This is a genomic window from Streptomyces sp. NPDC056486, from assembly GCF_042795295.1.
Classification (GTDB): Bacteria; Actinomycetota; Actinomycetes; order Streptomycetales; family Streptomycetaceae; genus Streptomyces.
The window spans coordinates 1-23,726 of sequence record NZ_JBHTSF010000139.1; the positions used below are offsets into that span (position 1 = coordinate 1).

The 23,726-nt window shown below is 69.4% G+C and carries 20 protein-coding genes and 2 tRNA genes; 9 read left to right on the plus strand and 13 right to left on the minus strand.

Annotated features, from left to right (window positions below):
* Window positions 1-229 precede the first annotated feature (229 nt).
* The 4 genes from ACFQ7F_RS35920 to ACFQ7F_RS35935 all read right to left on the minus strand — a co-directional run bounded on the left by ACFQ7F_RS35920 (window position 230) and on the right by ACFQ7F_RS35935 (window position 5,452).
* Window positions 230-2,170, minus strand: coding sequence for a galactose oxidase-like domain-containing protein (locus ACFQ7F_RS35920; RefSeq protein WP_383280170.1), 1,941 nt, complete (start codon window positions 2,168-2,170; stop codon window positions 230-232).
* Window positions 2,167-4,167: a glycosyltransferase family 2 protein gene (locus ACFQ7F_RS35925; RefSeq protein WP_383280172.1), complete on the minus strand. Its 2,001-nt coding sequence runs from the start codon at window positions 4,165-4,167 to the stop codon at window positions 2,167-2,169. Before ACFQ7F_RS35925 ends, ACFQ7F_RS35920 begins: the two co-directional genes overlap by 4 nt.
* 333 nt (window positions 4,168-4,500) lie before the next feature.
* Window positions 4,501-5,217 carry a FadR/GntR family transcriptional regulator gene (locus ACFQ7F_RS35930; protein ID WP_383280175.1) on the minus strand — a complete coding sequence of 239 codons (717 nt, stop codon included), beginning with the start codon at window positions 5,215-5,217 and terminating at the stop codon, window positions 4,501-4,503.
* A gap of 161 nt (window positions 5,218-5,378) precedes the next feature.
* A tRNA-Lys gene (locus tag ACFQ7F_RS35935) sits at window positions 5,379-5,452 on the minus strand.
* 283 nt (window positions 5,453-5,735) lie between these two features.
* Here ACFQ7F_RS35935 and ACFQ7F_RS35940 point away from each other — a divergent pair.
* The 8 genes from ACFQ7F_RS35940 to ACFQ7F_RS35975 all read left to right on the plus strand — a co-directional run bounded on the left by ACFQ7F_RS35940 (window position 5,736) and on the right by ACFQ7F_RS35975 (window position 14,230).
* Window positions 5,736-7,070, plus strand: a complete 1,335-nt coding sequence (locus tag ACFQ7F_RS35940) for a peptidoglycan-binding protein (protein WP_383280219.1) — start codon at window positions 5,736-5,738, stop codon at window positions 7,068-7,070.
* A gap of 252 nt (window positions 7,071-7,322) precedes the next feature.
* Window positions 7,323-8,591 carry an SPFH domain-containing protein gene (locus tag ACFQ7F_RS35945; protein WP_383280178.1) on the plus strand — a complete coding sequence of 423 codons (1,269 nt, stop codon included), beginning with the start codon at window positions 7,323-7,325 and terminating at the stop codon, window positions 8,589-8,591.
* Window positions 8,578-9,255 carry a nucleoside/nucleotide kinase family protein gene (locus ACFQ7F_RS35950; protein WP_383280181.1) on the plus strand — a complete coding sequence of 226 codons (678 nt, stop codon included), beginning with the start codon at window positions 8,578-8,580 and terminating at the stop codon, window positions 9,253-9,255. The genes ACFQ7F_RS35945 and ACFQ7F_RS35950 overlap by 14 nt, the downstream gene beginning before the upstream one ends.
* A 130-nt stretch (window positions 9,256-9,385) precedes the next feature.
* The gene (locus ACFQ7F_RS35955; protein WP_383280184.1) at window positions 9,386-9,988 is read left to right on the plus strand and encodes a lytic polysaccharide monooxygenase; all 603 of its coding nucleotides are present in this window, start codon (window positions 9,386-9,388) and stop codon (window positions 9,986-9,988) included.
* 89 nt (window positions 9,989-10,077) lie between these two features.
* Window positions 10,078-11,745, plus strand: coding sequence for a long-chain-fatty-acid--CoA ligase (locus tag ACFQ7F_RS35960; RefSeq protein WP_383280186.1), 1,668 nt, complete (start codon window positions 10,078-10,080; stop codon window positions 11,743-11,745).
* A gap of 139 nt (window positions 11,746-11,884) precedes the next feature.
* Window positions 11,885-13,189, plus strand: coding sequence for a sensor domain-containing protein (locus ACFQ7F_RS35965; RefSeq protein WP_383280189.1), 1,305 nt, complete (start codon window positions 11,885-11,887; stop codon window positions 13,187-13,189).
* Window positions 13,150-13,827, plus strand: coding sequence for a response regulator (locus tag ACFQ7F_RS35970; RefSeq protein WP_383280192.1), 678 nt, complete (start codon window positions 13,150-13,152; stop codon window positions 13,825-13,827). Before ACFQ7F_RS35965 ends, ACFQ7F_RS35970 begins: the two co-directional genes overlap by 40 nt.
* 97 nt (window positions 13,828-13,924) lie before the next feature.
* Complete coding sequence (locus tag ACFQ7F_RS35975; protein ID WP_383280195.1) at window positions 13,925-14,230, plus strand: hypothetical protein; 306 nt, start codon at window positions 13,925-13,927, stop codon at window positions 14,228-14,230.
* Here the strand turns inward: ACFQ7F_RS35975 and ACFQ7F_RS35980 are convergent.
* From ACFQ7F_RS35980 to ehuB, 9 genes are all read right to left on the minus strand, one after another.
* On the minus strand, window positions 14,205-16,415 hold the full coding sequence (locus ACFQ7F_RS35980) for an MMPL family transporter (RefSeq protein ID WP_383280197.1): 2,211 nt from the start codon (window positions 16,413-16,415) through the stop codon (window positions 14,205-14,207). The two genes, ACFQ7F_RS35975 and ACFQ7F_RS35980, sit on opposite strands and share 26 nt — an antisense overlap.
* A 151-nt stretch (window positions 16,416-16,566) precedes the next feature.
* Window positions 16,567-17,238, minus strand: coding sequence for a response regulator (locus ACFQ7F_RS35985; RefSeq protein ID WP_383280200.1), 672 nt, complete (start codon window positions 17,236-17,238; stop codon window positions 16,567-16,569).
* Complete coding sequence (locus ACFQ7F_RS35990) at window positions 17,171-18,400, minus strand: sensor histidine kinase (RefSeq protein WP_383280202.1); 1,230 nt, start codon at window positions 18,398-18,400, stop codon at window positions 17,171-17,173. Before ACFQ7F_RS35990 ends, ACFQ7F_RS35985 begins: the two co-directional genes overlap by 68 nt.
* A gap of 170 nt (window positions 18,401-18,570) precedes the next feature.
* Window positions 18,571-18,644, minus strand: a tRNA-Lys gene (locus ACFQ7F_RS35995).
* An 86-nt stretch (window positions 18,645-18,730) separates the two neighbouring features.
* On the minus strand, window positions 18,731-19,489 hold the full coding sequence (locus tag ACFQ7F_RS36000) for an IclR family transcriptional regulator (protein WP_383280205.1): 759 nt from the start codon (window positions 19,487-19,489) through the stop codon (window positions 18,731-18,733).
* A gap of 350 nt (window positions 19,490-19,839) precedes the next feature.
* Window positions 19,840-20,610: an ectoine/hydroxyectoine ABC transporter ATP-binding protein EhuA gene (gene ehuA / locus ACFQ7F_RS36005; protein WP_383280222.1), complete on the minus strand. Its 771-nt coding sequence runs from the start codon at window positions 20,608-20,610 to the stop codon at window positions 19,840-19,842.
* 34 nt (window positions 20,611-20,644) lie between these two features.
* Window positions 20,645-21,292: an ectoine/hydroxyectoine ABC transporter permease subunit EhuD gene (ehuD, locus tag ACFQ7F_RS36010; RefSeq protein ID WP_383280208.1), complete on the minus strand. Its 648-nt coding sequence runs from the start codon at window positions 21,290-21,292 to the stop codon at window positions 20,645-20,647.
* The gene (ehuC, locus tag ACFQ7F_RS36015; RefSeq protein WP_383280211.1) at window positions 21,289-22,023 is read right to left on the minus strand and encodes an ectoine/hydroxyectoine ABC transporter permease subunit EhuC; all 735 of its coding nucleotides are present in this window, start codon (window positions 22,021-22,023) and stop codon (window positions 21,289-21,291) included. Before ehuC ends, ehuD begins: the two co-directional genes overlap by 4 nt.
* Window positions 22,023-22,946 carry an ectoine/hydroxyectoine ABC transporter substrate-binding protein EhuB gene (gene ehuB, locus ACFQ7F_RS36020; protein ID WP_383280213.1) on the minus strand — a complete coding sequence of 308 codons (924 nt, stop codon included), beginning with the start codon at window positions 22,944-22,946 and terminating at the stop codon, window positions 22,023-22,025. Before ehuB ends, ehuC begins: the two co-directional genes overlap by 1 nt.
* 97 nt (window positions 22,947-23,043) lie before the next feature.
* On the opposite strand from ehuB, the gene ACFQ7F_RS36025 reads away from it, so the two are divergent.
* The gene (locus tag ACFQ7F_RS36025) at window positions 23,044-23,544 is read left to right on the plus strand and encodes a DUF3830 family protein (protein ID WP_383280216.1); all 501 of its coding nucleotides are present in this window, start codon (window positions 23,044-23,046) and stop codon (window positions 23,542-23,544) included.
* Window positions 23,545-23,726: the final 182 nt, after the last annotated feature.

Here is a 23,726-nt window from a genome sequence, read left to right on the forward strand (position 1 = left end):
CCCCGACTCCGCGCTCCGGGGGGGGCCCCCCCCATTTCTGCCCCCCCCGTTGGGGGGCGGGGGCAACGGCGCCACAAACCACAAACCCCCCCCCGTCGCTCCTCCCCCATCAAGCGCCACCCGCGACTGCGGCTTTTCGCGGGCTGAGCGCGCCCACGCGGTGGAGCCGCAAATGTCACAGCCCCGCGCCCCTAACGGGGCGCAGTCACCCGCACCGCGCCCACGCGAGCTACGGCACGTGCACCCACTGCGCCTTGCTCGGGGTGCCCTGATCATCCGTGACGAAGAGCATGTACCAGCCGGACTCGACCAGGCTCCGCTCCGCAGGAATCGTCACCGTGACGCCGTCCGCGGACTTCTTCAGGTCGAGGGCGACCGACGTCTGGTCGATGTCGGTGACGTGCGTCGAGGCGCTCGGCCTGATCAGGCGGGCCGTCTTGATGGACGAGGCGTGCTGGGTCCGATACGTCCCCGACCCGCCGCGCTTGATCTCCTTGGGGCCGCCGGTGAGCTTGGGCTGCGAGCCCTGGTACAGGTACGGCGGGGTGTAGATCTCGATGCGCTGCTCGAACTCGCCGGGCTTGGTGTTGGCCTTGTCGGAGTAGAGCGAGTCGGAGCCGAAGAACATCACGCGGCCGTCGGGCAGCAGGATCGAGCCCGAGTGGTAGTTGCGGCCGACCTCGGGGTCCGCGACCCGCCGCATGTTGCCGGTCTTGGCGTCGTAGATCCGCGCCTGCTTGATGTTCGAGTCACCGCGCCCGCGGTAGTCCTCGGAGCCGCCGGATATGAGCACCGTGTCGTCGGGCAGGGTCGAGGCCTGCGGGTAGCGGGTGCCCTTCTCCAGCTCGGGGCCGTCCTCGAACTTCGGGTTGTCGTCCAGGAGGTCGACGATGCGGGTCTTCTTGCTGGAGTTCTTGGACTCGCCGACACCGCCGCCGCCGACCACCATGTACTTCTGGTCCTGTGCGGGCGGCAGTTCGACCGTGTTGGAGGTCTCCAGGAGCTTCGGGTCGCTCAGCCCCGGAATCCCCTTCCAGCTGCCCTTCTTCTCCAGGTCCCAGGTGCCGGGCTTGCGGCCGACGTCGTCGGGGCCGTAGCCCGCGTTCGATCCCGAGTAGAAGAGCCTGCCGCTCTCCAGCTGGAAGACGGCGGGGTACGTGGGGAACTGGCGGACCTGCTTGGTGTAGGTCCACTTCTTGGTCTTGGGGTCGTACAGCTCGTTCTTACCCGGGACCAGCTGGCCGATCTCGTCCAGGCCGGAGAGGCTGAGCACCTTGCCGTCCGAGAGCGTGGTCAGCGTGGGGTACCAGCGGGCCTCGTTCATCGGGTCGACCTTGATGTACTTCTCGGCGACCGGGTCGAACTCGAAGGCGTCCTTGATCCCCTGGAAGTCCTTCTTGTCCAGGGCGAGCTTCTGCGCGATGCCGTACGTGTTGCGCGTCGCGGCGCCCTTGAGGCCCTGCACGCGGTAGTTGTCCTGCGTGCCCGTCTCGTGCTTCGTGCCGCTCTTCTGCGCTTCCACGTACACCCGGCCGAGGCCCGGTTCGTTGCGCACGAACGCACCGGTCGCCTTGTCGAAGACCTTCTTCGCGCGCTCGACGACGACCGGGTCCTTGGAGACGAACGTCTTGCCGTTCTTCTTGCCGGTGAACCTCGTGCCCGACGGCAGCGTGATCGGATTGTCCGGGTCCTCGTTGTGCACCACCATCAGGCCCCCCGCCTTGGTGGTGTCGCCCTTGAGCTTCTCGTAGCGCTGAGTGCCGCCCGCGATCAGGAGATTGCCGTTCGCCAGCTGGGTGTGGCCGGTGCAGAAGAGGTCGACGGGCGTCTTGATCTTCTTGATCGTGTTCTTGACCGGGTCCCACAGGCGGGTGTCGAACTTCTTGGCGTCGAAGTTCTTCTGGTTGTTGCCGGAGCCGGCGACCAGGAGGATCTTGCCGGTGTGCAGGAGCGCCGCGTGGATCGTGTTCTGGCGGTACTCCTCGGGGAAGTTCACGACCTGCCAGTGGCCGTTGTCGGCCTTGTACTCCGGCTTGTTGATCTTGTAGTCGTGGTACTTCTCCGAACCCACGCGCCACAGCCACGGCCCGTTCATCCCGGCCAGCGCTATGACCACCGCCGCGCCTATCGCGATGCGGCGGGCGCGGCGGCGGCTGGAGCGGTCTTTCATTTCTTACGTCCCCCAAGGGCGATCTGCATGGTCTGGTCGTTCGCCGCCCAGCTGGGTTTCTGCTGCGGGGCGTGCGGCGCCTGCGGAGCCTCTGGGGCATCGTGCGCCTGCGGCAGCTGCGCTGTGGCGTCGAGGCCGTCGCGCTGCTGCGGAACCTTCGCGTGCTGGCCGGTCGACGGACCCGAAGGGCCCGCCCCGTGCTGCGACTTGCGCTTCTTCTTGTCCTGCCGCATGCCCCACCGCCACGCGAAGATCGGCGCGGCCGTGATCAGCAGGGCGAAGGTGGCCCAGGTGATCATCGCCGGGTGGACATGGCCGAACACGAACGCCGCGGCCATCGAGCCGCAGAAGACCAGGATGAAGAACAGGTGGATCCGGAACGTGCCGAACAGGGTGTCCGGGCTCGCCGAATCGCCCTTGGGAGTCACCACGAACTTGCTCTTGCGGCGCAGCACGGCGTCGAGCAGGGAGCGTGCGTAGACCGGCGCGGACAGGGCCGACATCACCATGCCCGCGATACCGCCCGAACCCTCGGGCTCGTGCGGCGAGACGTTGTGGCGGCGGTTCCAGATGTAGAGGCCGATCTGAAGCGCCGACGCGTTGCCGTACAGCATCAGCCATATCGTCGGGTCGATGTTCACGCCCGATGCGCCCATGCCCAGGAACAGCGCGCAGGAGAGCGCGGCCAGGATCCAGTTCATGGCGGACATCGGATAGAAGATGACCATCATCGTGTAGTTGAACAGCCGCCCGGGCGGCAGCGAGAACGGCGCCTTCCAGAACTGCTTGAGGATGGTCTCGTACGTTCCCCGCGACCACCGCAGCTGCTGCGTGAAGAAGTCCGTCCAGGCGTTGGGGCCCTCACCGACCGCGAGCACGTCGGGCGTGTAGACCGACTTCCACTTCTTGCCGGTCCGCGGGTTCGTGGCGCGGTGGATCTCGAAGCCCGTCGCCATGTCCTCGGTGATCGAGTCGTACAGACCGCCGATCTGCTTCAGGGCACTGATGCGTACGGCGTTGCTCGTGCCGACGAACATGGGGGAGCCGTAGGCGTTGCCCGCGCGCTGGATCAGGGCGTGGAAGAGGAACTGCTGGGACTCGGCGGCCTTGGTGATGAAGTTGTCGTAGTTGCCGTAGACCTGCGGGCCGATGACGAAGCCGACGTTCTCGTCACGGAAGAAGCCGAGCATCCGCTCGAGATAGTTGGGCATCGGGACGTGGTCGGTGTCGACCGATGCGAAGAAGTCGTACTCGTCGCCGTGCGCGTCCAGCCAGGCGTTGTAGTTGCCGTGCTTGGTCTTGGCGCGGTGCGGGCCCTTGCTCATGTTCCACTTCGCCACGCCCTTGCGGGAGAAGTGGTGCACGCCGAGCCGCAGGCAGACTTCCTTGACGGCGGGGTCGTCGCCCTCGTCCAGGAGCCATACGTGCATCAGGCCGCGGTGCCGGATGCGGACCGCGGCCTCCAGAGTCTTCGTCACCATCTCCAGCGGCTCTTTGCCGGGCACGAAGGAGGTGAGGAAGGCGACTCTGGTGCCGGTCTCGGGCACCACGGGTATCGGGTCACGGGCGACGAGCGTGGCGTGCGCATTCGAGAGCACGTTCATGCAGCGGAAGAACTCGATCAGGCCGATGGATATGAGCATGACTATGTCAAGCGTCGGCAGCCAGTCGTTCGCGACATAGTCGCGCTTCGTCCAGTGCGTCGGCTGCAGCAGCCAGGCGAGCAGCACGAGCGAGAGCAGCGGCGCGGCGCCCAGCATCAGGGCGGCTCTGATGCGGTGCGGCTCCTGCGAGAGCAGAGAGCGGTACTGCACCTTGTACGGCTTGCTCGGATCGGGCTGCGTGAGCGGCCCCGCGAGACGGCTGTAGTGCTCGTAGTCGTACTTCGGCAGCGCCTTCTTGATACGCCTGAACCCGCCCGTCCGGTGCGACGGCAACCGCAGTTGGGTCGTCTCTGACGGGTCGTTCGGCCGGGCGCCCGTCGGCGTCGACGTCATGAGTCATCCCCCCGCACGCGGTCGCCCGCGTGTTCGTTGGTCCTTCCGTCCGCCCCGGTCCCCCGACCTTCACGGACGCATCAATGAGAGGCCACCGTCCCCTTAGACATGGAACGGCTACCTTCCGGTTGCATGATGCCCCCCTCGGCATCTGTTCGTGAACGGGGCCCCCGCCCCTTCCCCCGCAGGCTCCGGCCGGGCCCCCCAACTGCCCCGCACCGCACGCCTCATGAGAGCCAATGGCTCCAGCACCAGGTTCTACGTCCCTAGCCATGATCGCAAGAGCGAATCAAGGTGTTTACCGGTCATACGAGCGATTTGGGTTACCTGTTGCTAACCGTTGCTACCTGTTGAGGCGGGAGCGCTCAATCGCGTTCGAATATTACCGAAGTGTTCCCGTATCGCCCGCTCGGCTCGGAGAACATCGCCGGATCTGACCGCATCGAGGATCTCCCGGTGCTGTCGGCAGGTCACCTTTGGGTCCTGTGGCACGTCCACCAGGTCGGTACGCACCTTATGGAAGGCGTCCCAGAACGCTTCGAGGACCTCGCCGAGCAACGGATTGCGCAGACAGCGGTAGAGAGTGGCGTGAAATGCACGGTCGGTTTCGGTGTGAACTGCGCCCGACTGCCCGATCCGGCCGTCGTACGCCGCCGCCTCGGTGTCCATCCGGTCGACGAGGGCGTCCAGTTCGGCCAGATCCGCGTCCGGGATGCGGCCCGCGAGGCGGGCGATGAGCCCGGTCTCCACGGCCTCCCTCAGCTCCAGGAGCTGAAGCAGGCTGTCCTCGCCGCGGTAGTGGCCCGCCACCGTGCGGAAGGTGAGGCCCTCGATCATGGGAGCCATCGACATGGGGCCGACATATGTACCGAAACCGTGCCGGATTTCCACGATGCCCATCGCCTGCAGCGCCTTCAGGGCTTCTCGCACGGAGTTCCGACTGACGCCGAGGCGTTCCATCAGTTCGGGCTCGGTGGGCAGAGAGGCTCCGGAGGGCAGCCGCTGGTCGATGATGAGCTTCTTGATCCGCTCCTGTATGTCGCGCGCCATGGCGTAACGGTAGCGGTAGGGAGAGGGGTGTCGGGCCGGTGTGGGGCGCGGGTGTCGACCCGGCGCGGGGGACGGGTATCGACCCTGCGCGGGGGACGGGTATCGACCCTCCGCGGGAACCACGAAAGCCCCCCGCGTGAACGGAGGGCTTTCGCTGTCTGTGCGCCGTCAGGGACTCGAACCCCGGACCCGCTGATTAAGAGTCAGCTGCTCTAACCAACTGAGCTAACGGCGCCTGCTGACCTGGAGAACTCTACCGGACGCGGGCGGGTGCTCCGGACCACCAGGAGGCTGCACCCGGGCCTTCGCAGGGGTCTCGCGGGGGCGCCGCGGGGCATTGCGGGGGGCGGCTCCCGGGAGCGGCGGGTACGTGAATGCGGGGCGGATCCATCATTCGGACCGTCAACATGCGACATCGCGCGACAGTTGAGAAGCTGACGACTGTGCAGATGCGACGCAGACATTCTTTCCTGGAGTGTGAGGGGAATCGCATGGAGGGTGCTTCGGTGGGTGCTTCGGTGAGTGCTCCGGAATTCGAGGAATTCGACCCCGAGAGCGACTGCGACTGTCCCGGATGCATTCACTGGCGACGGACCATGACCCACGCACTTCCCGTACGAGAGGGCGGCCACCCGGCGGCGCACGGCGCGCGGCGCGCCCTCGTCATCGCCGCGGCGGCGGGCACGGTGCTCGGCGGCGGCCAGGTGCTTCCGGCGGCGGCGACCCCCGGTGCCGTACCGGGCGGCCACCACCCGGTACGACCACCGGGGGCTCCGTCGGACGAGGACCCGGGGCCCGGTAGTCCGCAGGGCGGCACGAGTGCGCTGCACGGAGCGCCGGGCGCACCGGGCACTCCGGGGCCCGTGGCGTCGGCGGCGCGGCCCACGACGCGGGCCGAGATCCTCGCCCGCGCCCAGAGGTGGGTCACGGCGAAGGTGCCGTACAGCATGAGCAAGTACTGGTCCGACGGTTACCGCCAGGACTGCTCGGGCTTTGTCTCCATGGCCTGGAATCTCGGCGGCAATGAATGGACGGGCAGCCTCGCCTCGTACGCGGTGCGCATTACGAAGAGTCAGCTGCAGCCCGGCGACATGCTTCTCTTCCATAATCCCGCGAACCCCGAGAAGGGGTCGCACGTGACGATTTTCGGCGGGTGGGCGAATGGGTCGCGCACGCAATACACCGCGTACGAACAGACCCGGCCGCATGCCCGTAAGCAGACGACTCCCTATGCCTATTGGAGCAATGGGAGCCGCTATCTGGCCTACCGCTACAAGGGGGTCAGCGGTGGCGCTCCCGGCGGCGCGGGGCCGAGCACGGGGACGCGCTACCCCGGCGCGGGGTCGTTCGGCCCCGGCGCCGACAACAATTACGTGACCCAGCTCGGCAAGGCCCTGGTCGGCCGTGGCGCCGCCCGCTATTACACGTCAGGCCCGGGCCCGCGCTGGAGCGACGCGGACCGCCGGGCGACGCAGGCGTTCCAGCGGGCGCAGGGCTGGACCGGCGGGGACGCGGACGGTCTGCCGGGCGCCACGACCTGGTCGTACCTGATGACGGGCAAGGGCCGAGACATCCCGCGCGCCGGAGCGGGCGCGGGCGGCGCCCAGGGCAGGACGCCGGCGTACCCGGGCAGGGGAGTGTTCCGCCCCGGCCAGTCGAGCCCGTCCATTGAGAAGCTGGGCAGGCAGCTGGTGAAGAAGGGCTTCGGCAAGCACTACGCCCAGGGGCCGGGCCCCCGCTGGAGCGAGAGCGACCGCCGCAACGTCGAGGCGTTCCAGCGGGCGCAGGGCTGGCGCGGTGCGGCGGCGGACGGATATCCGGGGCCCGAGACCTGGCGGCGGTTGTTCGCATGAGACCGAGGCACGGGTGTGACCGGGTTGCGGATGAAATCGAGGCCTGGGCGGCGACCGGGTTGTGCATGAGATCGAGGCACGCATGTGACCGGGTTGCGGTTGAGACCGAGGCACGGGTGTGACCGGGTTATGGATGAGATCGAGGCATGCGCGTGACCGGGTTACGGATTAGGCCGAGGCGCGGGCGTGACCGGGTTGTGCATGAGATCGAGGCACGAATGAGAACGAGGCATGTATGAGGCGGAGGCAAGGATGAGTGCGACAGCGGCATCACGGTCACAGACCCCCCAGCCCGAGGAGCCGCAGCTCACCGGCGCCCCGGACACGGCCGCCCGCCCGCCGCGCCTGATCCAGAGCGAGGCCACCACCGAGATCCCCATCCACCTGCTCTTCCGTGACGATCCCGGCGACCCCGGGGTATCCCTGACGCCCGCCGTGGTGCGCCGCCGCCAGGGCACGGGGGAGCAGCCGCGCATCGCCCGACGGCCCGCGGCGGGGGCGGGGGCGGCAGCATCGGCTTCGGCATCGGCTTCGGCTTCGGCGGCCCGGCCCCTGCCCGAGGTCGACCCGGCGCTCGGCGAGCGCACCGCCCGCGTGCTGCCCGGCGCCGTCGGGGCACTCGGCGGGGCAGCTGGCGTCGCCGGGTGCGCGGCCGCGCTGTGGTGGGCGGGCCTGCTGCCCGAGCCGGTGGTGCAAGCGGCCGGGCTGCCCTGGCCGGACGGGCACGGCGGGAGTGGCGGGAGTGGCGGGAGTGGAGGGAACGGTGGATACGACGCGTACGCCGGGCTCGGGCTCGGACTTGGACAGTGGGCCTCGCTCGCGGGGTCGGGCGCGCTCGCGCTGTTCGGGTTCGGGGGTCTGGCCCGGGGCCGGGTCGGCACGGCGTGGGTGCTCACGCTCTTCGGGCGGTACCGCGGCAGCGTCCGCCGCACCGGCCTGATGTGGGTCAACCCGCTCCTCCTGCGCCGCCGGGTCGACGTACGCCTGCGGCACTGGCGCAGTGAGCCGATGCCCGCGGTGGACCGGGGCGGGGTCGCGCTGCGGGTCGTCGTCCTCGTCGTCTGGCGGGTGAAGGACGCGGCGCGGGCGACGCTCGGCGTCGCCGACCACCAGGAGTATCTGCGCGAGTGCGTCGAGGCGGCCACGGCGCGGGTCCTGTCCCGGCTGCCCGCCGACGCCTTCCACGACGACACCCCGACCCTGCGCGACGCGGACGCCGTCGGCGACGCGCTGACCCGGATGCTGGCGGCCGATGCAGAGCCGGTCGGCATCGAGATCTTCTCGGCCCAGCCGACCCGCATCGAGTACGCCCCCGAGATCGCCGACACCATGCGCCTGCGCAGGGTCGCCGCCCTGGACGCGCGGCACCGCGACAGCGTGCTGACCTCGGTGGTGGACTCCGTCGAGGACACGGTGACCCGGCTGACCACCCGCGGCCTGGTCGAGCTCGACGACTACGAGCGCAAGGCCTTGGTCAAGGACCTTACGGTGGCGTTCTATACGGGTCATGGAGATCGATGACAGCGCCCCTGATGCCGACGCCCCCACCCTCGCGGCCCTCGCCGCGGACGCCCGGAAGCTGACAGCCGACCGGCCCCGCACCCTCCTCGGGATCGCGGGGCCGCCCGGCGCGGGCAAGTCGACGTTCGCGCGGGCGCTGGTGGAGGCGATCGGTGAGGGCGCCGCGTATCTGCCGCTCGACGGGTTCCATCTCTCGAACGACCAGCTGGAGCGCCTCTCCCTCACCTCGCGCAAGGGCTCGGAGCCGAGTTTCGACGTCCGGGGGTACGTCGCGCTCCTCACCCGGGTCCTTGAGGACACCGGCCACGACATCTACGTACCCGACTACGACCGCACTCTCCATGAGCCGGTGGCCGCCAGGCACCGCGTCCCGCCGACCGCCCGGCTCGTCGTCACCGAGGGGAACTACCTGGCCTGCGATCTGCCCGGCTGGCGCCACGCGCGGCGGCTGCTGGGGGAGTGCTGGTACGTGCAGGCACCTGCGGAGGTACGTCAACTGCGGCTTGCCGACCGTCAGTTGGCCGGCGGCAGAACGGCCGACGGGGCGGCCGCTTGGGTGGCGACGAACGACGGCCCCAACGGTGAACTCGTGGAGAAGTCGCGCCGACGCTGCGATCGGATCGTCTCCACTATTGGTATGGACATGTTCAACTACCGCCCATAATCTGGGCTTGGTCTAGACCGCAGTTACCGCAGAACTCACTGCATTCACCGCCCCACCGCACCCGCGGCGGAGCGGTGCCGCGGCGCGCGCACGGCTCACGGAATCCCCACGTTTCCCCTGGAGCGGCAGCATGCGAAACAAGAAGATGTACGCGGCCATGCTCGGCGCCACCACCGTCGGGGCGCTCGCGCTCTCGTCCGGTGGCGCGAGCGGTCACGGCTACACCGATCTGCCGGCCAGCCGCCAGATCAACTGTTCCAACGGCACGGTGAGCGGCTGCGGTTCCATCCAGTACGAGCCGCAGAGCGTCGAGGGCCCCAAGGGCTTCCCGGCGGCGGGTCCGGCCGACGGCAAGATCTGCTCGGCGGGCGTCAGCGGCTTCGACACGCTCAACCAGCCGAAGGCGCCGGGCGGTGGAGCCTGGCCGACGACCAGTGTCAGTGCCGGTCAGAACTACACCTTCCGCTGGCAGTTCACGGCACGGCACCGCACCACCGACTTCAAGTACTACATAACCAAGCAGGGCTGGGACGAGAGCAAGCCGGTGACCCGGGCCGCACTCGAGACCACCCCGTTCCTCAACGTCCCCTACAACGGACAGCAGCCGCCCGCCACGCTCTCGCACTCCGGGGCGATCCCCGGCGGCAGAAGCGGACACCACGTGATCGTCGCGGTGTGGACGGTCCACGACACGGCGAACGCGTTCTACGCCTGCTCCGACGTCAAGTTCTGATTCCGGGCAGCTTCCCCACGGGTGGGCCTGCGCAGTGACTGCGCAGGCCCTCTCCCTATCTGACGGCCCATCAATTATGGTGCGCGGCCATGAAGGCCACCGGGAGCACCGTCAGCACCGTCGCCGAACTCGTACAGGCCCGCTGGGGCGATCACCGCCCCGGGCTGCGCTTCGAACAGCAGGAGATGACCCACCACCAGGTCGCGGCGGGCGCGGCGGCGAGGGCGGCGCTCCTCGCCGATCTGCTGCCCAGAGGGGCCGAGCCACACGTCGGCGTCCTGCTCGACAACACCCCCGAGTACCCCCTGTGGCTGAGCGCGGCGGCGCTCGCCGGTGCGGCGGTGGCGGGCATCAACCCCACGCGCCGGGGCGCGGAACTGGCCCGCGACATCGTGCACACGAACTGCCGTGTCCTGGTCACGGAACGGGCGCACCTCGCGCTCCTGGACGGCCTCGAACTCCCGGGCGTACGCATCCTGGTGACGGACACGGCCGCGTACGCCGAGCTGCTCGCGCCCTACGCGGAAGCCCGCCCGGAGATATCGAGGGCGGCGAATCCGGCGAGCCGCATGCTCCTCTACTTCACCTCCGGTTCGACCGGGGCGCCCAAGGCAGCGATCTGCAGCCAGGGCCGCCTTGCCGCGGCGGGCCGGTCCCTGGTCGACCACTTCCGGCTCGGCCCGGACGGCGTCCACTACATCTGCATGCCCATGTTCCACGGCAACGCGGTGATCGCGGACTGGGCGCCCGCGCTTGCGGGCGGGGCGGGGGTGGCGCTGCGGCGCCGCTTCTCGGCTTCGGCGTTCCTGGACGACGTACGGGCTTTTGGCGCCACCTACTTCACGTACGTGGGCCGGGCGGTGCAGTACGTCCTGGCCACGCCCGAGCGCCCCGACGACACGGAGAGCCCCCTCCGGGTGGGCTTCGGTACGGAGGCCGGGGCGGTGGACGCGGCGCGGTTCGAGAAGCGGTTCGGGGTGCGGCTCGTCGAGGGGTACGGATCTTCGGAGGGCGGCGCCGCGATACAGCGGACGCCGGGGACGCCTGCCGCGGCGATCGGGCGGGCGGCGCCGGGGGACGAGCTCGTGGTGGTGGATCCCGGCACGCGCGAGGAGTGCCCGCCCGCTTCCTTCGCTGCGGACGGCCGCCTGCTGAACGGGGATGCGGCGATAGGGGAGTTGGTGAACAAGGGCCGCACGCCCTTCGAGGGCTACTGGCGCAACACGGAGGCGGATGCGGCGCGGCTCCGGGACGGCTGGTACTGGACGGGGGATCTCTTCTACCGGGACGCGGAGGGGTTTCTCTACTTCGCGGGGCGTACGGACGACCGGCTCCGCGTGGACAGCGAGAATCTGGCGGCGGCGGTGATCGAGAACATTCTCGCGCGGTGGGAGGGGGCGGCCGCGGTGGCGGTGTACGCGGTGCCGGACCCGGTGGCGGGGGATCAGGTGATGGCGGCGGTCGCCCCGCGGGCAGGGGTCTCCTTCGACCCCCTGGCCTTCGCCGAGTTCCTCCTCTCGCAGCCGGACCTGGGGACGAAGATGGCGCCACGCTTCGTGCGGGTGGTGGAGCGGATGCCGGTTACCGCCACCAATAAGGTGGCGCGGGCTGTCTTGCGCAGGGAGGGGTTTCGCTGTGGGGACCCGGTCTGGTGGCGCCCCGGGGTGGGCGCCTACCAGCCCCTGTCTCCGGGGGACGAGTCTGCGTTGCTGGCCCAGTACCGAGCCCAGGCCCGCGAGGGGCTGTTATCCCGCTAGCGTCCGCTTCGCTGCCGAACGAGGCCCTCACGCCCACCCGCCCATTGCCCCGCATCCGCCCGATCGCCCTGTGGTGACGGGGGTGGGTGGGGTGCGTAAGGCTGAGCCGCCCCGTCCCGCCCCCGCATACCCTCGCCCCATGGCCAGTGGGAGCGTGTGGGTGGGGCTGCGGCGGCGTAGATATCTGGGGAGCAGTGCGCCCTGGAGAGGGATCGGGTACCTCCTCGGGGGTGTGTTGCTCGGGGTGCTCGTACTCGTGGCGGGACTCGTGGCCGCCGTCCTCGGGGCCGCCCTTGCCGTCGTCCTCGTAGGGCTTCCCCTGCTTGCCCTCCTCGCCTTCGCCGGCATTCCCGTCGCCGCCCTCGAACGCCGCCGCCTCGGCCTCATCGACCCCACGACCCCCGCCGCCCCAACCCCCCACCGCACCCCCGAAGTCCCCGGCATCTCCGCCTGGTTCAAGCTCCGCGTCAAGGAGCAGGCCACCTGGCGCGAGCTCGCGTACACCGCGTTGCTCGCCCTCGTCCTGTGGCCACTCGACCTCCTCGTGCTCGCCTGCACCGTCGGCGCCCCCGCCCTCCTCATCGGCACTCCCGCCCAACTCGCCCTTGACGGCGGCGAGATACGCGCGGCCAAGCTCTGGGTGGTCGGTGACTACCCGCACGCCTTCGCCACGGCCCTCCTGGGTCTGGCCCTGCTCGTCCCGCTCCTCTATCCTCTCGGCGCCTACGCCACCGCCCGAGCCGCCCTCGCCCGCCTCCTGCTCGCCCCGCGTGAGGCCGAGTTGACCACCCAGCTGGCAGAAGTGACCCGCTCCAGGGCCCGCCTTGTCGACGCCTTCGAAGCCGAACGGCGCCGTATCGAGCGGGACTTGCACGACGGGGCCCAGCAGCGTCTGGTCGCGCTGACCATGACCCTGGGCCTCGCACGGCTCGACGCCGCCCCCGACAGCCCCCTCGCCGCCCAGCTCGCCACGGCCCACGACGAGGCGGGGAACGTACTGAAGGAACTGCGCGAGCTCATTCGCGGCATCCACCCCCAGGTCCTCGCCGACTACGGCCTCGCCGCCGCCATCGATGACGCGGCCGACCGCTCCCCGATCCCCGTCGACACAGACCTGGACGGCCTGCCCCGCCTCCCCGAATCCGTCGAATCCGCCGGGTACTTCACCGTCCGCGAGGCCCTCACCAACATCGCCCGCCACAGCGGAGCGCCCCGCGCGCACATCCGGGCCCGGCATGAGGACGAGGTCCTTCACATCGACGTGCGCGACGACGGTGAGGGAGGCGCGGACCCCGCCCGGGGCAGCGGCCTGACCGGCCTCGCGGACCGGATCGCGGTGCTCGATGGCACACTGACGGTCGCCAGCCCACCCGGCGGCCCGACCGTACTGTCCGTGGAGATCCCGTGCCGAGCCCAGCAGTTCCAAGGCCTGACCACCGACTGAGGATCGTCCTCGCCGAGGACAGCGTGCTGCTCAGGGAAGGGCTCGTCGGCCTGCTCACCCGCTTCGGCCACGAAGTAGCCGCCGCGCTCGGTGACGCCGACGGCCTTCGGGCCGCCGTCGATGAGCACGAACCGGACCTCGTCCTCACCGACGTACGCATGCCGCCCTCCTTCCAGGACGAGGGCCTGCGCGCGGCCCTCGCCCTGCGTGCCGAGCGGCCGGAGCTGCCGGTCCTGGTGCTCAGCCAGTACGTGCAGCGCTCGTACGCCGCCGAGCTCCTGGACACCGGTGACGGCACCGGCGTCGGCTATCTGCTCAAGGACCGGGTGGGCCAGGTCGAGCAGTTCGCCGACGCGGTGACGCAGGTGGCGAGTGGTGGCACGGTCGTGGACCCGGAGGTCGTACGGCAGTTGATCAGGCGCCGCCGCGATCCCCTCGAACAGCTCACGCCGCGCGAGCACGAGGTGCTCGGCCTGGTGGCCGAGGGCAGGTCGAACGGGGCGATCGCCGCCGAACTCGTCGTCAGTGAGGCGGCGGTGGGCAAACACATCGGCAACATCCTCGGCAAACTGGACCTGCCACCCGGGGACGGAACGCACCGCAGGGTGCTCGCGGTCCTGGCGTACCTGCGGGCCTGAGCGGCACGGGCAGCTTGGGCACAACGAACAGCCCGATCAGCCCGAGCCCGCCGATCCGTGCAATGGCCATCGGTCTGGTCGATTACGATCCTGAACCATGAGCACGTCAGACCAGACAGAGGCAGGCGACACGTCGGGCCTCACGCCGCGTTTCACGCCGCGCCAGGCCCGGCGCATACGGATCACCGCGGCCTCGGTGCTGATGGCCGCGGCGGCCGTAGTGCTCGCCGTACGCATGGCGAGCCGGTCGTCCGTCCTGGTCGTGGGGGTGTACGGGCTGCTGCTCGTCCTCTGCGGCCTGGTGATCGAACTCAGCAGGCGCGGACGGACCAGGCTCGGCAGCTATCTCCTCGCCGCCGGCCTGGTGGCCGCCCTCGTCATGGACTGGGTGGTGCTTGCCTGACTCCTTGCCCGCCCCCTTGCTCGACCAGTACGGGGTCGGCGGACGGCGCCTCGCGGAGCCCGTACCGCTGATGGAGCTTCCGCAGCCGCGGCGGCGCCCACCAGGCACGGCGGCCGAGCAGCGTCATCGTCGCCGGGACGAGGAACATCCGGACCACGGTCGCGTCGATGAGCACCGCGAGCGTCAGACCGAGCCCGATCTGCAGGATCGGTGAGAAGCCGCCGGTCATGAAGCCGCCGAAGACGATCGCGAGCAGCAGCGCCGCACAGCTGACGACACGGCCCGAGCGGCGCAGCCCTTCGACGACGGCGGCACGGTGGTCGCCGGTCTCCAGCCACGCCTCCCGCATCCGGGACAGGATGAACAACTCGTAGTCCATGGCGAGTCCGAACGCGATCGCGATGATCAGCGGCGGCGCGGTCAGACTCAGCGACCCGAGCCCCTCACCGCCGAGCAGCCCCGCGACATGCCCGTCCTGGAACACCCACACCACGACGCCGAGCGCGGCGCCCAGGCTGAGCAGGGTGGTGGCGAGCGTACGCAGCGGGAGCAGGAGCGAGCCGGTAAAGGCGAAGAGCAGGACGAACAGGGCGAACAGGACGGTGAGTACGGCCCAGGGGGCGCGCTCGGTGAGCATCGAGCGGAAGTCGACGAGGCTCGCGGCGTTGCCGGTGACCTGGACGGGCTCGTCGCCACGCAGGTCGCGCACCTGCTCCACGAGCCGGGTGGCGGTGGGGCCGTCGACGGAACCGGTCGGAGTCAGCTCAAGGAGGACCGTGCCGTCGGAGAGCCGATCGCTGCTCGCAGCCATGATTCCGGGCAGGGCGCGGATCTTGTCCTCGTGGTCGGGGGCGGCGCCGGACCCGATGAGCACCTGGACCGGATCGGTGTCCGTACCCGCCGGATAGTGCTCGCGCACGGTGTCGTACAGCTGCCGTGCCTCGGTGTCGTGCGGGAGCTGCCGGGCGTCCCCGATGTTGATCCGCATCCCGAAGGCGGGGAGCGCGAGAAGGGTGAGTACGGCGACGACGGCGGTGACCACGGCGACGGGGCGGCGGGCGGAGAAGAGGGCGAGGCGGGCGAAGAAGGCGCCGGGCTCGGACCCGCTGGGCTCGGCCCCGCCGGGCTCGGCCCCAGAACCGCCCCGGTGCCAAAAGCCCTTACGTATACGGGATTTCGTCCCTGACGGCGCGATCTTGCCGCCGAACAGGGCGAGCAGCGCGGGCAGCAGGGTCAGCGCCGCCAGCATGTCGACGACGACCACCGCACCGGCCGCGAGGCCCATGCTGCGCAGGAACGGGCTGGGGAACCAGACGAGCCCCGACAGGCTGATGGCCACCGTCAGGCCGGAGAAGAGGACGGTGCGTCCGGCGTGGGCGACGGTCGCGTGCACGGCCCCCGCCACGTCGTCCGTCTTCCCCCGCTCCTCGCGGAAGCGGATCACCATCAGAAGCGCGTAGTCGACGGCGAGGCCGAGGCCGAGCATGGTGACGATCTGGACGGCGTAGACGGAGATCTCGGTGAACTGGCTGAAGCCGTAGAGGGTCAGGAAGGCGCCGGCCACACCGCTCACGGTGACCAGGAGGGGGAGCCCGGCGGCGCGCAGCCCGCCGAAGATGAGCAGGAGGACGATCAGTACGGCGGGCAGGGTGATCAACTCGGCCTTCGCGACGTCCTCTTGGGCCCGGCCGCCCATCTGCTCGCCGAGCAGGGGCCCGCCGCTCACCGCGACGTCGCCCGCGCTGATCTCGCGGAGGCGGTCGGCCGCGTCGCCGACGGCCTCTTCCTCGGTGTCGTCGTCGAGACCGCCCTTGAGGGTGACGGGGATGAGCAGGGCCTTGCCGTCCTGGGCGACCAGGCCACGGGCGGTGTACGGATCCGGCACCCGGGCGATGCCGGGCTGCTTGCGTACGTCGGCGATCGCGTCGCCCACCTGGGCGCGGAGCTGCGGGGTCGCGACGGCGGGGCCCGAGACGACGGCGCTGAAGTCCTCACCGTCCGGGGTGAGTTCGGCCAGACGCTCCTCGGCGACGACCGACTCGCTGCCGGGGACGTCCTCGACCGACGAGGTCAGGTCGCCGAAGACCCGGGTGCCGAAGCCGAAGCCCAGGACGAGGAGAAGGAGCCAGATGAGGATGACGGTTCGCGGGCGTCGGGTCGCTGTACGAGCGAGGGCGGCCGGCATGGCTCTGCCTCCTCCGTGGACGGGTTCCGGGATGCCTCTCAGAGTCGTCCGATGCCGGTGGCGGCGGATCGCCGTGGGGGGCGGTCTTGCCGCCTCCCTCTGGCGGGGTAGGGATCCGTCGGGTGGGGGAGTTTTTCTCAAGGAAAACGCCCTAGCCCCCCGGAACCACGAGCCCCGTCTCGTACGCGCAGATCACCGCCTGCACCCGGTCCCGCAGCGCCAGCTTCGACAGGACGTTGCTGACATGCGTCTTCACCGTGTGCTCGCTGACCACGAACGCCGCCGCTATCTCCGCGTTGGAGAGCCCCCGGGCAAGCAGTCGCAGCGTCTCCTCCTCGCGGGCGGTGAGGACCGCGAGGCGTTCGGAGGGCGTCATGGGCGGGGCGTCGGACTCCGTGCGGCGGCGCCTGACCACGTCCGCCACCAGGCGCCGCGTCACCGACGGTGCGAGCAGGGAGTCCCCGGCAGCCACGACCCGCACCGCGTGCACCAGGTCGTCCCTGCGGACATCCTTGAGGAGGAAGCCGCTCGCCCCCGCGTACAGCGCCTCGTACACGTACTCGTCGAGGTCGAACGTGGTCAGCATGACGACCCGGCAGCTGGACTGCGCGCACACCCGGCGGGCCGCCTCGATGCCGTCCATCCCCGGCATGCGGATGTCCAGGAGGATGACGTCCGGGGCGTGTTGGAGCACCGCAGCCACCGCCTGGGCACCGTCACCGGCCTCCGCCACGACCTCGATGTCGGGCTGCGCCTCAAGGATCATGGAGAAGCCGCTGCGCACCAGCTCCTGATCGTCGGCGACCGCCACCCGGATGCTCATCCCCCAAGGATGCCGTGGGCAGCGTGACGGCGACACGGAATCCACCATCGGGACCGTTCCCGGCCTCGGCGGTGCCACCGCAGGCGGCGGCGCGTTCACGGATGCCGATCAGTCCGTGCCCCGCGTCCTGCGGCGCGGAGAGCCCGTCTCCGTCATCCTGGATCCGTATCCTCAACTCGCTCACGTTCCATGCCAGTTGGATGATCACGGTCGTCGCTCCCGCGTGCTTCACGCAGTTGGTCAGCGCCTCCTGGACGATGCGGTACGCGGCCACCTCGACGTCGGGTGGCAGTGGGCGAGCTTCGCCCTGCTGGGTCAACTCGACGCGCAGGCCGCCTCGTTCGACCAGTGCGGCCAGTTCCGGGAGCGCGGCCAGCGTCGGCTGCGGGACGCGTCCGCCCCGGGCCTCCGGCTCTCTCAGTACGCCCAGGATCCGCCGCAGCTGCACCATCGCGTCGCGCCCCGCGCCGGCGATCGCGTCGAACGCCCCCACCGCGCGGTCCGGATCGCTGCGGACGACCACGGGGCCCGCCTCCGCCTGGACCACCATCAGGCTCACCGCGTGGGCCAGGATGTCGTGCATGTCGCGGGCGATCCTGGACCGCTCCTGGCTGACCGCACGCGCCGTCTCGGTGGCGCGTTCCCGCTCCAGGCGCCGGGCCCGGTCCTCCAGGGCCGCGGTGTACGCGCGCTGCACGCGGGCGAAGGACCCCAGGGCGTACGCGCTGACGAGGCTGAGCAGGTGGAAGGGGTACTCGTACGACTCGGCGTGCTCCTTGAAGGCCATCGTGACGGTGCCCCCGACCAGCCACCCGACGAGCATGACGCGCCGTTTCAGCGGACTGCTGAGGGCGGCCACGGTGTAGAGGGCGACCAGGCCGCCGTAGCAGACGTCCGGCGGCGGCCGGTGGTACAGCGCCATGGCGGGGGTGAGGACGGAGATCACGCAGGCGCAGAGGAAGGGCGCGCGGCGCCGCCAGATCAGCGGCAGTGCGGTCCCCAGGCCGAGCGCGAACCCGGGCAGGCTCAGCGGGTCGCCGCCCTCGTCCGGGAAGAGGAACTGGATCGAGACGGCGAAGAGCACCAGAGCGGTGAGCGCGGTGTCCACCACGTAGGGGCGGGTGGTCCGCAGCCGGGACAGCGCGAGGAAGGGACGTTGCATCGGGCGGCTCCTCGGGCAGGAGGCCGTGCAGCCGGGCAGGAGGCCGTGCGGTCGGGCTGGAGCCGTGCCAGTATCGCGGCGGCCCGGCGGCGCTGTCCTCACCGGTGCGAGGGATATGCGAAGCGGGACGAAAGAAGCCCCCCGCTTGCGCGAGGGGCTTCTCACTGTCGTGCGCCGTCAGGGACTCGAACCCCGGACCCGCTGATTAAGAGTCAGCTGCTCTAACCAACTGAGCTAACGGCGCCTGCTGACTCGAAAATAATACCTGGTCCCAGAGGGTGCTCAGGACCGGCGCTCGGGACCGGTGCTCGGGACAGCCGACCGGCGCCCCTAGATCGCCAGCGACAGCAGTACCGGCGCCGCCCCGCGATTGAGCGTCCGGGCCGCTTCCCGCAGCCGGTGTGCGTGCTCCACCGGCAGGGAGAGCGCAAGGCAGCCGACCGCGGAGCCCGCGGTGATGGGGACGGCGGCGCAGACCGTGCCGACCGCGTACTCCTGGAGGTCGAGGACAGGGACCGTCGCGGGCTGGGCGGCGAGGCGGTTCAGGAGGACCCGTTCGTTCGTGATCGTCCGCGAGGTGAGGCGGGCCATCTTGTGGCGGGAGAGGTGATCCCTGCGCCCGTTCAGATCGAGCTGGGTCAGCAGGCTCTTGCCGACCGCGCTGGCGTGCGCGGAGGAGCGGAAGTCCACCCACTCGTTGACCGCCGGGGTGGCGGGTCCTTCCGCGTAGTCGGTGATCTTGACTTCGCCGTCTTCGTACCGGCTGACGTAGACGGCCGCGCCGATCGAGTCGCGCAGCCCGTCGAGCGTCACCTGGAGCTTTTCCCGCAACACCTGGTCGCGGCGCTGGGCAGCGCCGAGGCGGGTGAGGGACGCGCCGGTCACGTACGCACCGTCGGCATTCTGTTCGACGTACGCCTCGCGGCGCAGCATGCGCAGCAGGGCGGTGAGCTGGGGTGCGGGCAGTTTGGTCTGCCGGGCGAGTTCGGCGTCGGTTACGCCGGTGTCGTGCCGGGCGACGATCTCGAGGACTCGGAGGGCGTTCTGCACCGAGTGCTGCGGCGTGGTCGGCTCGTGTTTCAGCGCCACGACTTCCCCCTGCGTGGAACGGTTCCGGACAGTTGGGCTTCGTCCACGATAGCCGCCAAGAGGCCAATATGGAGCGGCTGTTGGCGAGATTGATGGCGCATCTCGGCCCTGTCAGCAGCGACGCGCCACTCTGGCATATGCCAAAGGCATGCCCCCGGAGTGAAGGACGGGACAAAACCTACTACCGCGTAGCGGGTTGGCCCGGCCCGGCCGTGGAGAGGAAGAGGCGGAAAAACGAGGCGGGACCGTGACCTGACACCACGGTCCCGCCTCGACCTGATCTTCACTGCCGCCGGGTGAGCGGCGGTTTACGGCACTGATTGCAGCACCGCGGATTGCAGCATTGCGGACTACAGCACCGCGGAGAGGAACTCCCGGGTGCGCTCGTGCTCCGGCTCCGTGAAGATCTTCTCCGGTGTCCCGGATTCGATGACCCGGCCCGAGTCGAACATCAGGACCTGGTCCGAGATGTCCCGGGCGAAGTTCATCTCGTGGGTCACACAGAGCATCGTGATGTCCGTGGTGTGCGCGATGTCTCTGAGGACGTCGAGGACGCCTGCCACCAGCTCGGGGTCCAGCGCGGACGTGACCTCGTCCAGAAGCAGCACCTGCGGGCGCATAGCCAGGGCGCGCGCGATGGCGACCCGCTGCTGCTGGCCGCCGGAGAGCTGGGTCGGGTACTTGTCGATGTGCTCGGTGAGCCCGACCAGTTCGAGCAGCTCCCGGGCGCGCTGTTCGGCCTCGTCCTTGGACAGGCCGAGGACCTGGACCGGCGCCTCGGTGATGTTGCGCAGGACCTTCATGTTCGGGAAGAGGTTGAACTGCTGGAAGACCATCCCGATGTTCTTGCGGACCTCGCGGACGTACTTCTCGCTCGCCGGTACGAGCTTGCCGTTCTTGCTCTCGTGCGTGAGGTACTCGCCGCCGACCTTGATCGTGCCCTCCTCGGGCTTCATCAAGGTCATCAGGAGCCGCAGGATCGTCGTCTTGCCGGACCCGGAAGGGCCGATCAGCGTGACGTGTTTGCCCGAGGCCACGGAGAAGTCGAGCTCGTCCAGGACGACATGACTGCCGAAGCGCTTGGTGACCTTGTCGAAGCGGATCAGCTCGCTGCCGTCCACCGTGGGATTGACGGTTTCGTTCGTGGTGCTGCTGTCAGCGGACAAGGCGACGCTCCAGGACTCGGAGAAGGACGGAAGCCGGGTAGGCAATGACGATGAAGGCGATACCGACGATGCTGATCGCCTCGTAGGTGAAGGTCGCCTGGGTGAATCCCTTGGCCTCGCCCAGCATGTCGAGGGCGCCGATGGCGGCGATCTGCGGGGAGTCCTTGAGCATGGACACCACGTAGTTGCCGAGCGCGGGGATCACGCGGCGGATGGCTTGCGGCAGGATGATCGCGGTCCAGGTGCGGCGCTTGGGCAGGCTGAGCGCCGTGGCCGCCTCCCACTGGCCGACGGGAACGCCTTCGATGCCGGCCCGGTAGACCTCGGCGGTGTATGTCGAGTAGTGCAGACCGAGGCCGACGATGCCCGTGGTGAGCGGGGACATCGTGGGGCCGAACTCGGGCACGACGGTGAACAGGAAGAACAGCTGCACAAGCAGCGGAGTGTTCCTGATGAACTCGGTGACGGCCGTCACCGGCCAGCGGATCCACACCTGGTCGGAGCGCTGTGCGATCGCCCAGACCAGACCGAGGGAGAACGCGATCAGGGTGCCCCAGCCAAGAGCCTGGAGGGTGACGAGCACCCCGTCCCAGAATTTCGGCATGAAGTCTTCGACGTTGGACCAGTCCCAGTTCACTTGGCACCCCCGGTACCGGTCACGGCGTCGATCGACGACTTGGAGCGCAGCCCGCTGAAGAGGCCGAGCTTCTCGGGCGCCAGGCCGACCCTCGTCTTCGCGTGGCGCTCAAGGAGCCGCATCCCGCGCGTCAGGAGGAAGGCAAGCACGAAATAGACCACAAGGAGCACCGTGTAGACCGGGGCGCTCTCGGCGGTGACGAGCCGCCACAGGTTGCCCGCGAAGGTCATGTCGGCCACCGCGATGAGCGAGACCAGGGAGGTGCCCTTGAGCAGCTCGATCAACAGGTTGTTGAACGGAGGCAGCATTTCCGGCCAGGCCTGCGGAATCTCGATCTTGCGCAGGCGCTGCCCCTTGGTGAAGTTCAGCGCAACCCCCGCCTCGCGCTGAGCCACCGGCACGGCGGCAAGAGCGCCACGCACGATCTCCGAGCCGTACGCCCCGTACGTCATTCCGAGGGCCAGCACACCGGCGGCCATCGGCAGGAAGCTGAAGCCGAACAGCATCGGCACCGTGAAGGCCATCCAGAACATGAAGACCAGGGCCGACGTGCCGCGGAAGATCTCGAAGTAGGTCCCGGCCAGGAAGCGCACGATCCAGAACGGCGACGTACGCAGCACACCGATCGGGAAGGCGATCACGAAGGCCAGGGCCGCGCTGTAGACCGTGATCTGCACGGTGATCCAGAGACCGGGCAGGAACCACGCCGTGATGAAGTCCCACGTCATCATCAGGAGGCTCCCTTCACCGGCGGGCACAGATCGTCGAGCGTCAGATCGGTCATCTCGTCCTTGGTGAAGCCGAACTTGCCGACGACCCGCAGCAGCTCGCCGCTCTTCTTCATCTTGTGCAGCTCTTTGTTGAAGGCGTCGCGCAACTTCTTCTCGGAGAGCCGGAAGGCGAAGCCGCCGGCGCCGTAGGCGGGCTTGCCGTCGACCTTCGGCTGGAAGGCGTCGGTCACCTCGGCCCGCTTGCTGCCTTTCACCACGTCACGCGTGGTGATGGCGGTGCCCGCGAAGGCGTCGACCCGGCCCTGCTCGACCGCGGCGAGGCCTGCCACCGGGTCCGGCAGGATGAGGATGTCCTTCACCCCCGCCGCCTCCGCGTAGGCGATCTCGGCGTACGCGGTGCCACTGGCCAGCTTGAGCTTCTTCTTGACGATGTCCTCGTACCGCTTGATCCCGTGCGGATTGCCCTTCTTCACGATGAAGGCATCGAGCATCAGGTAGTCGGGATCCGAGAACAGGACTTGCGCGCAGCGGACCGGGTTGATGTACATCCCCGCGGACACGACGTCGAACTGCTGCGCCTGGGTGAGCCCCGGAATCAGCGCGCCGAACTCGGTGGGCACGGCCTTGACGTTCGGGATGCCGAGCCTCGGGAAGATCACCTTGGCGATCTCCGGCGCCTCCCCGGTGACCTCACCCTGCTTGTCGATGTAGCCGAAGGGAAGTTCTCCCGCCACGCCGATCCTCACGGTCCCCGTGTCGCGGAGCTTGCTCAGTAGATCCCCGCCCTCGACCTTCCCCTCCTCCGGAACCTTCACGCATCCCGCAGCCCCCATAGCTCCGAGCGCCGCTGCTCCTGCGAGCAGGGAGCGGCGGCGAAGCCTGCTGCCTGTGAATCCCTCGTTGTTCTCATGTGGTGGAGCCATGGGCGCGCGGCTACCCGACTCGAAGCAAAATATGCGGGCCAATTTCGGCCCCTGATGCAATCGTTGTGGTCTTGACCCAGGGAGGAGCATGGGACACATGGCAGATCGATTCATCGAAGTCTCCCTCGCCAAGCGGGGAGTTCAGTGCACGGCAAAGCTGCTCGACGACCGGGCTCCTGTGACCTGCGCGGCGGTGTGGGAGGCGCTTCCGCTCAGCGAGGACGTCTATCACGCGAAGTACGCCCGCAATGAGATCTACGCCCTCTTTCCGGCTTTCGCGGACAGAGAGCCGCCCTTGGAGAATCCGACAGTCACCCCCATTCCCGGCGACCTCTGCTATTTCTCCTTCAACGGGACACAGCTGGGCACGCAGTCCTACGGGTACGAACCGGCCGCGGACGTCAAGGCGGGCGCCACGGTCGTGGACCTCGCCCTCTTCTACGAGCGCAACAACCTGCTGCTCAACGGGGACGTCGGCTGGGTTCCCGGCATCGTCTGGGGACAGGTCGTCGACGGCCTCGACCGGATGGCCGAGGCCTGCAACGACCTGTGGCGCGGCGGCGCGCAGGGCGAGACGCTGAACTTCCGCAGAGCGTAGAACTCGCCGCGGATCCAGTCGGTCGGACGGTCAGGCAGTCATCCGGTGGCGGGGGGGGGGGGGGTGGGTCTGGTCGTGGGTTTTTTCTGTTTTTTTTGGTGGGGGCGGGGGGGTGTGCGGGCCCGGGGGTGTGGGGGCGTAGGGGGGGTTGGTAGGAACTCTGTCAGGCGGTGGGCCAGCAG

What these genes read in the sequence shown, in the direction of transcription:
- ACFQ7F_RS35920 (WP_383280170.1), bottom strand. Translation starts at nt 2,170, where the DNA reads ATGAAAGACCGCTCCAGCCGCCGCCGCGCCCGCCGCATCGCGATAGGC.
- ACFQ7F_RS35925 (WP_383280172.1), bottom strand. Translation starts at nt 4,167, where the DNA reads ATGACGTCGACGCCGACGGGCGCCCGGCCGAACGACCCGTCAGAGACG.
- ACFQ7F_RS35930 (WP_383280175.1), bottom strand. Translation starts at nt 5,217, where the DNA reads ATGGCGCGCGACATACAGGAGCGGATCAAGAAGCTCATCATCGACCAG.
- ACFQ7F_RS35945 (WP_383280178.1), top strand. Translation starts at nt 7,323, where the DNA reads ATGAGTGCGACAGCGGCATCACGGTCACAGACCCCCCAGCCCGAGGAG.
- ACFQ7F_RS35950 (WP_383280181.1), top strand. Translation starts at nt 8,578, where the DNA reads ATGGAGATCGATGACAGCGCCCCTGATGCCGACGCCCCCACCCTCGCG.
- ACFQ7F_RS35955 (WP_383280184.1), top strand. Translation starts at nt 9,386, where the DNA reads ATGCGAAACAAGAAGATGTACGCGGCCATGCTCGGCGCCACCACCGTC.
- ACFQ7F_RS35960 (WP_383280186.1), top strand. Translation starts at nt 10,078, where the DNA reads ATGAAGGCCACCGGGAGCACCGTCAGCACCGTCGCCGAACTCGTACAG.
- ACFQ7F_RS35965 (WP_383280189.1), top strand. Translation starts at nt 11,885, where the DNA reads ATGGCCAGTGGGAGCGTGTGGGTGGGGCTGCGGCGGCGTAGATATCTG.
- ACFQ7F_RS35975 (WP_383280195.1), top strand. Translation starts at nt 13,925, where the DNA reads ATGAGCACGTCAGACCAGACAGAGGCAGGCGACACGTCGGGCCTCACG.
- ACFQ7F_RS35980 (WP_383280197.1), bottom strand. Translation starts at nt 16,415, where the DNA reads ATGCCGGCCGCCCTCGCTCGTACAGCGACCCGACGCCCGCGAACCGTC.
- ACFQ7F_RS35985 (WP_383280200.1), bottom strand. Translation starts at nt 17,238, where the DNA reads ATGAGCATCCGGGTGGCGGTCGCCGACGATCAGGAGCTGGTGCGCAGC.
- ACFQ7F_RS35990 (WP_383280202.1), bottom strand. Translation starts at nt 18,400, where the DNA reads ATGCAACGTCCCTTCCTCGCGCTGTCCCGGCTGCGGACCACCCGCCCC.
- ehuC (WP_383280211.1), bottom strand. Translation starts at nt 22,023, where the DNA reads ATGATGACGTGGGACTTCATCACGGCGTGGTTCCTGCCCGGTCTCTGG.
- ehuB (WP_383280213.1), bottom strand. Translation starts at nt 22,946, where the DNA reads ATGGCTCCACCACATGAGAACAACGAGGGATTCACAGGCAGCAGGCTT.
- ACFQ7F_RS36025 (WP_383280216.1), top strand. Translation starts at nt 23,044, where the DNA reads ATGGCAGATCGATTCATCGAAGTCTCCCTCGCCAAGCGGGGAGTTCAG.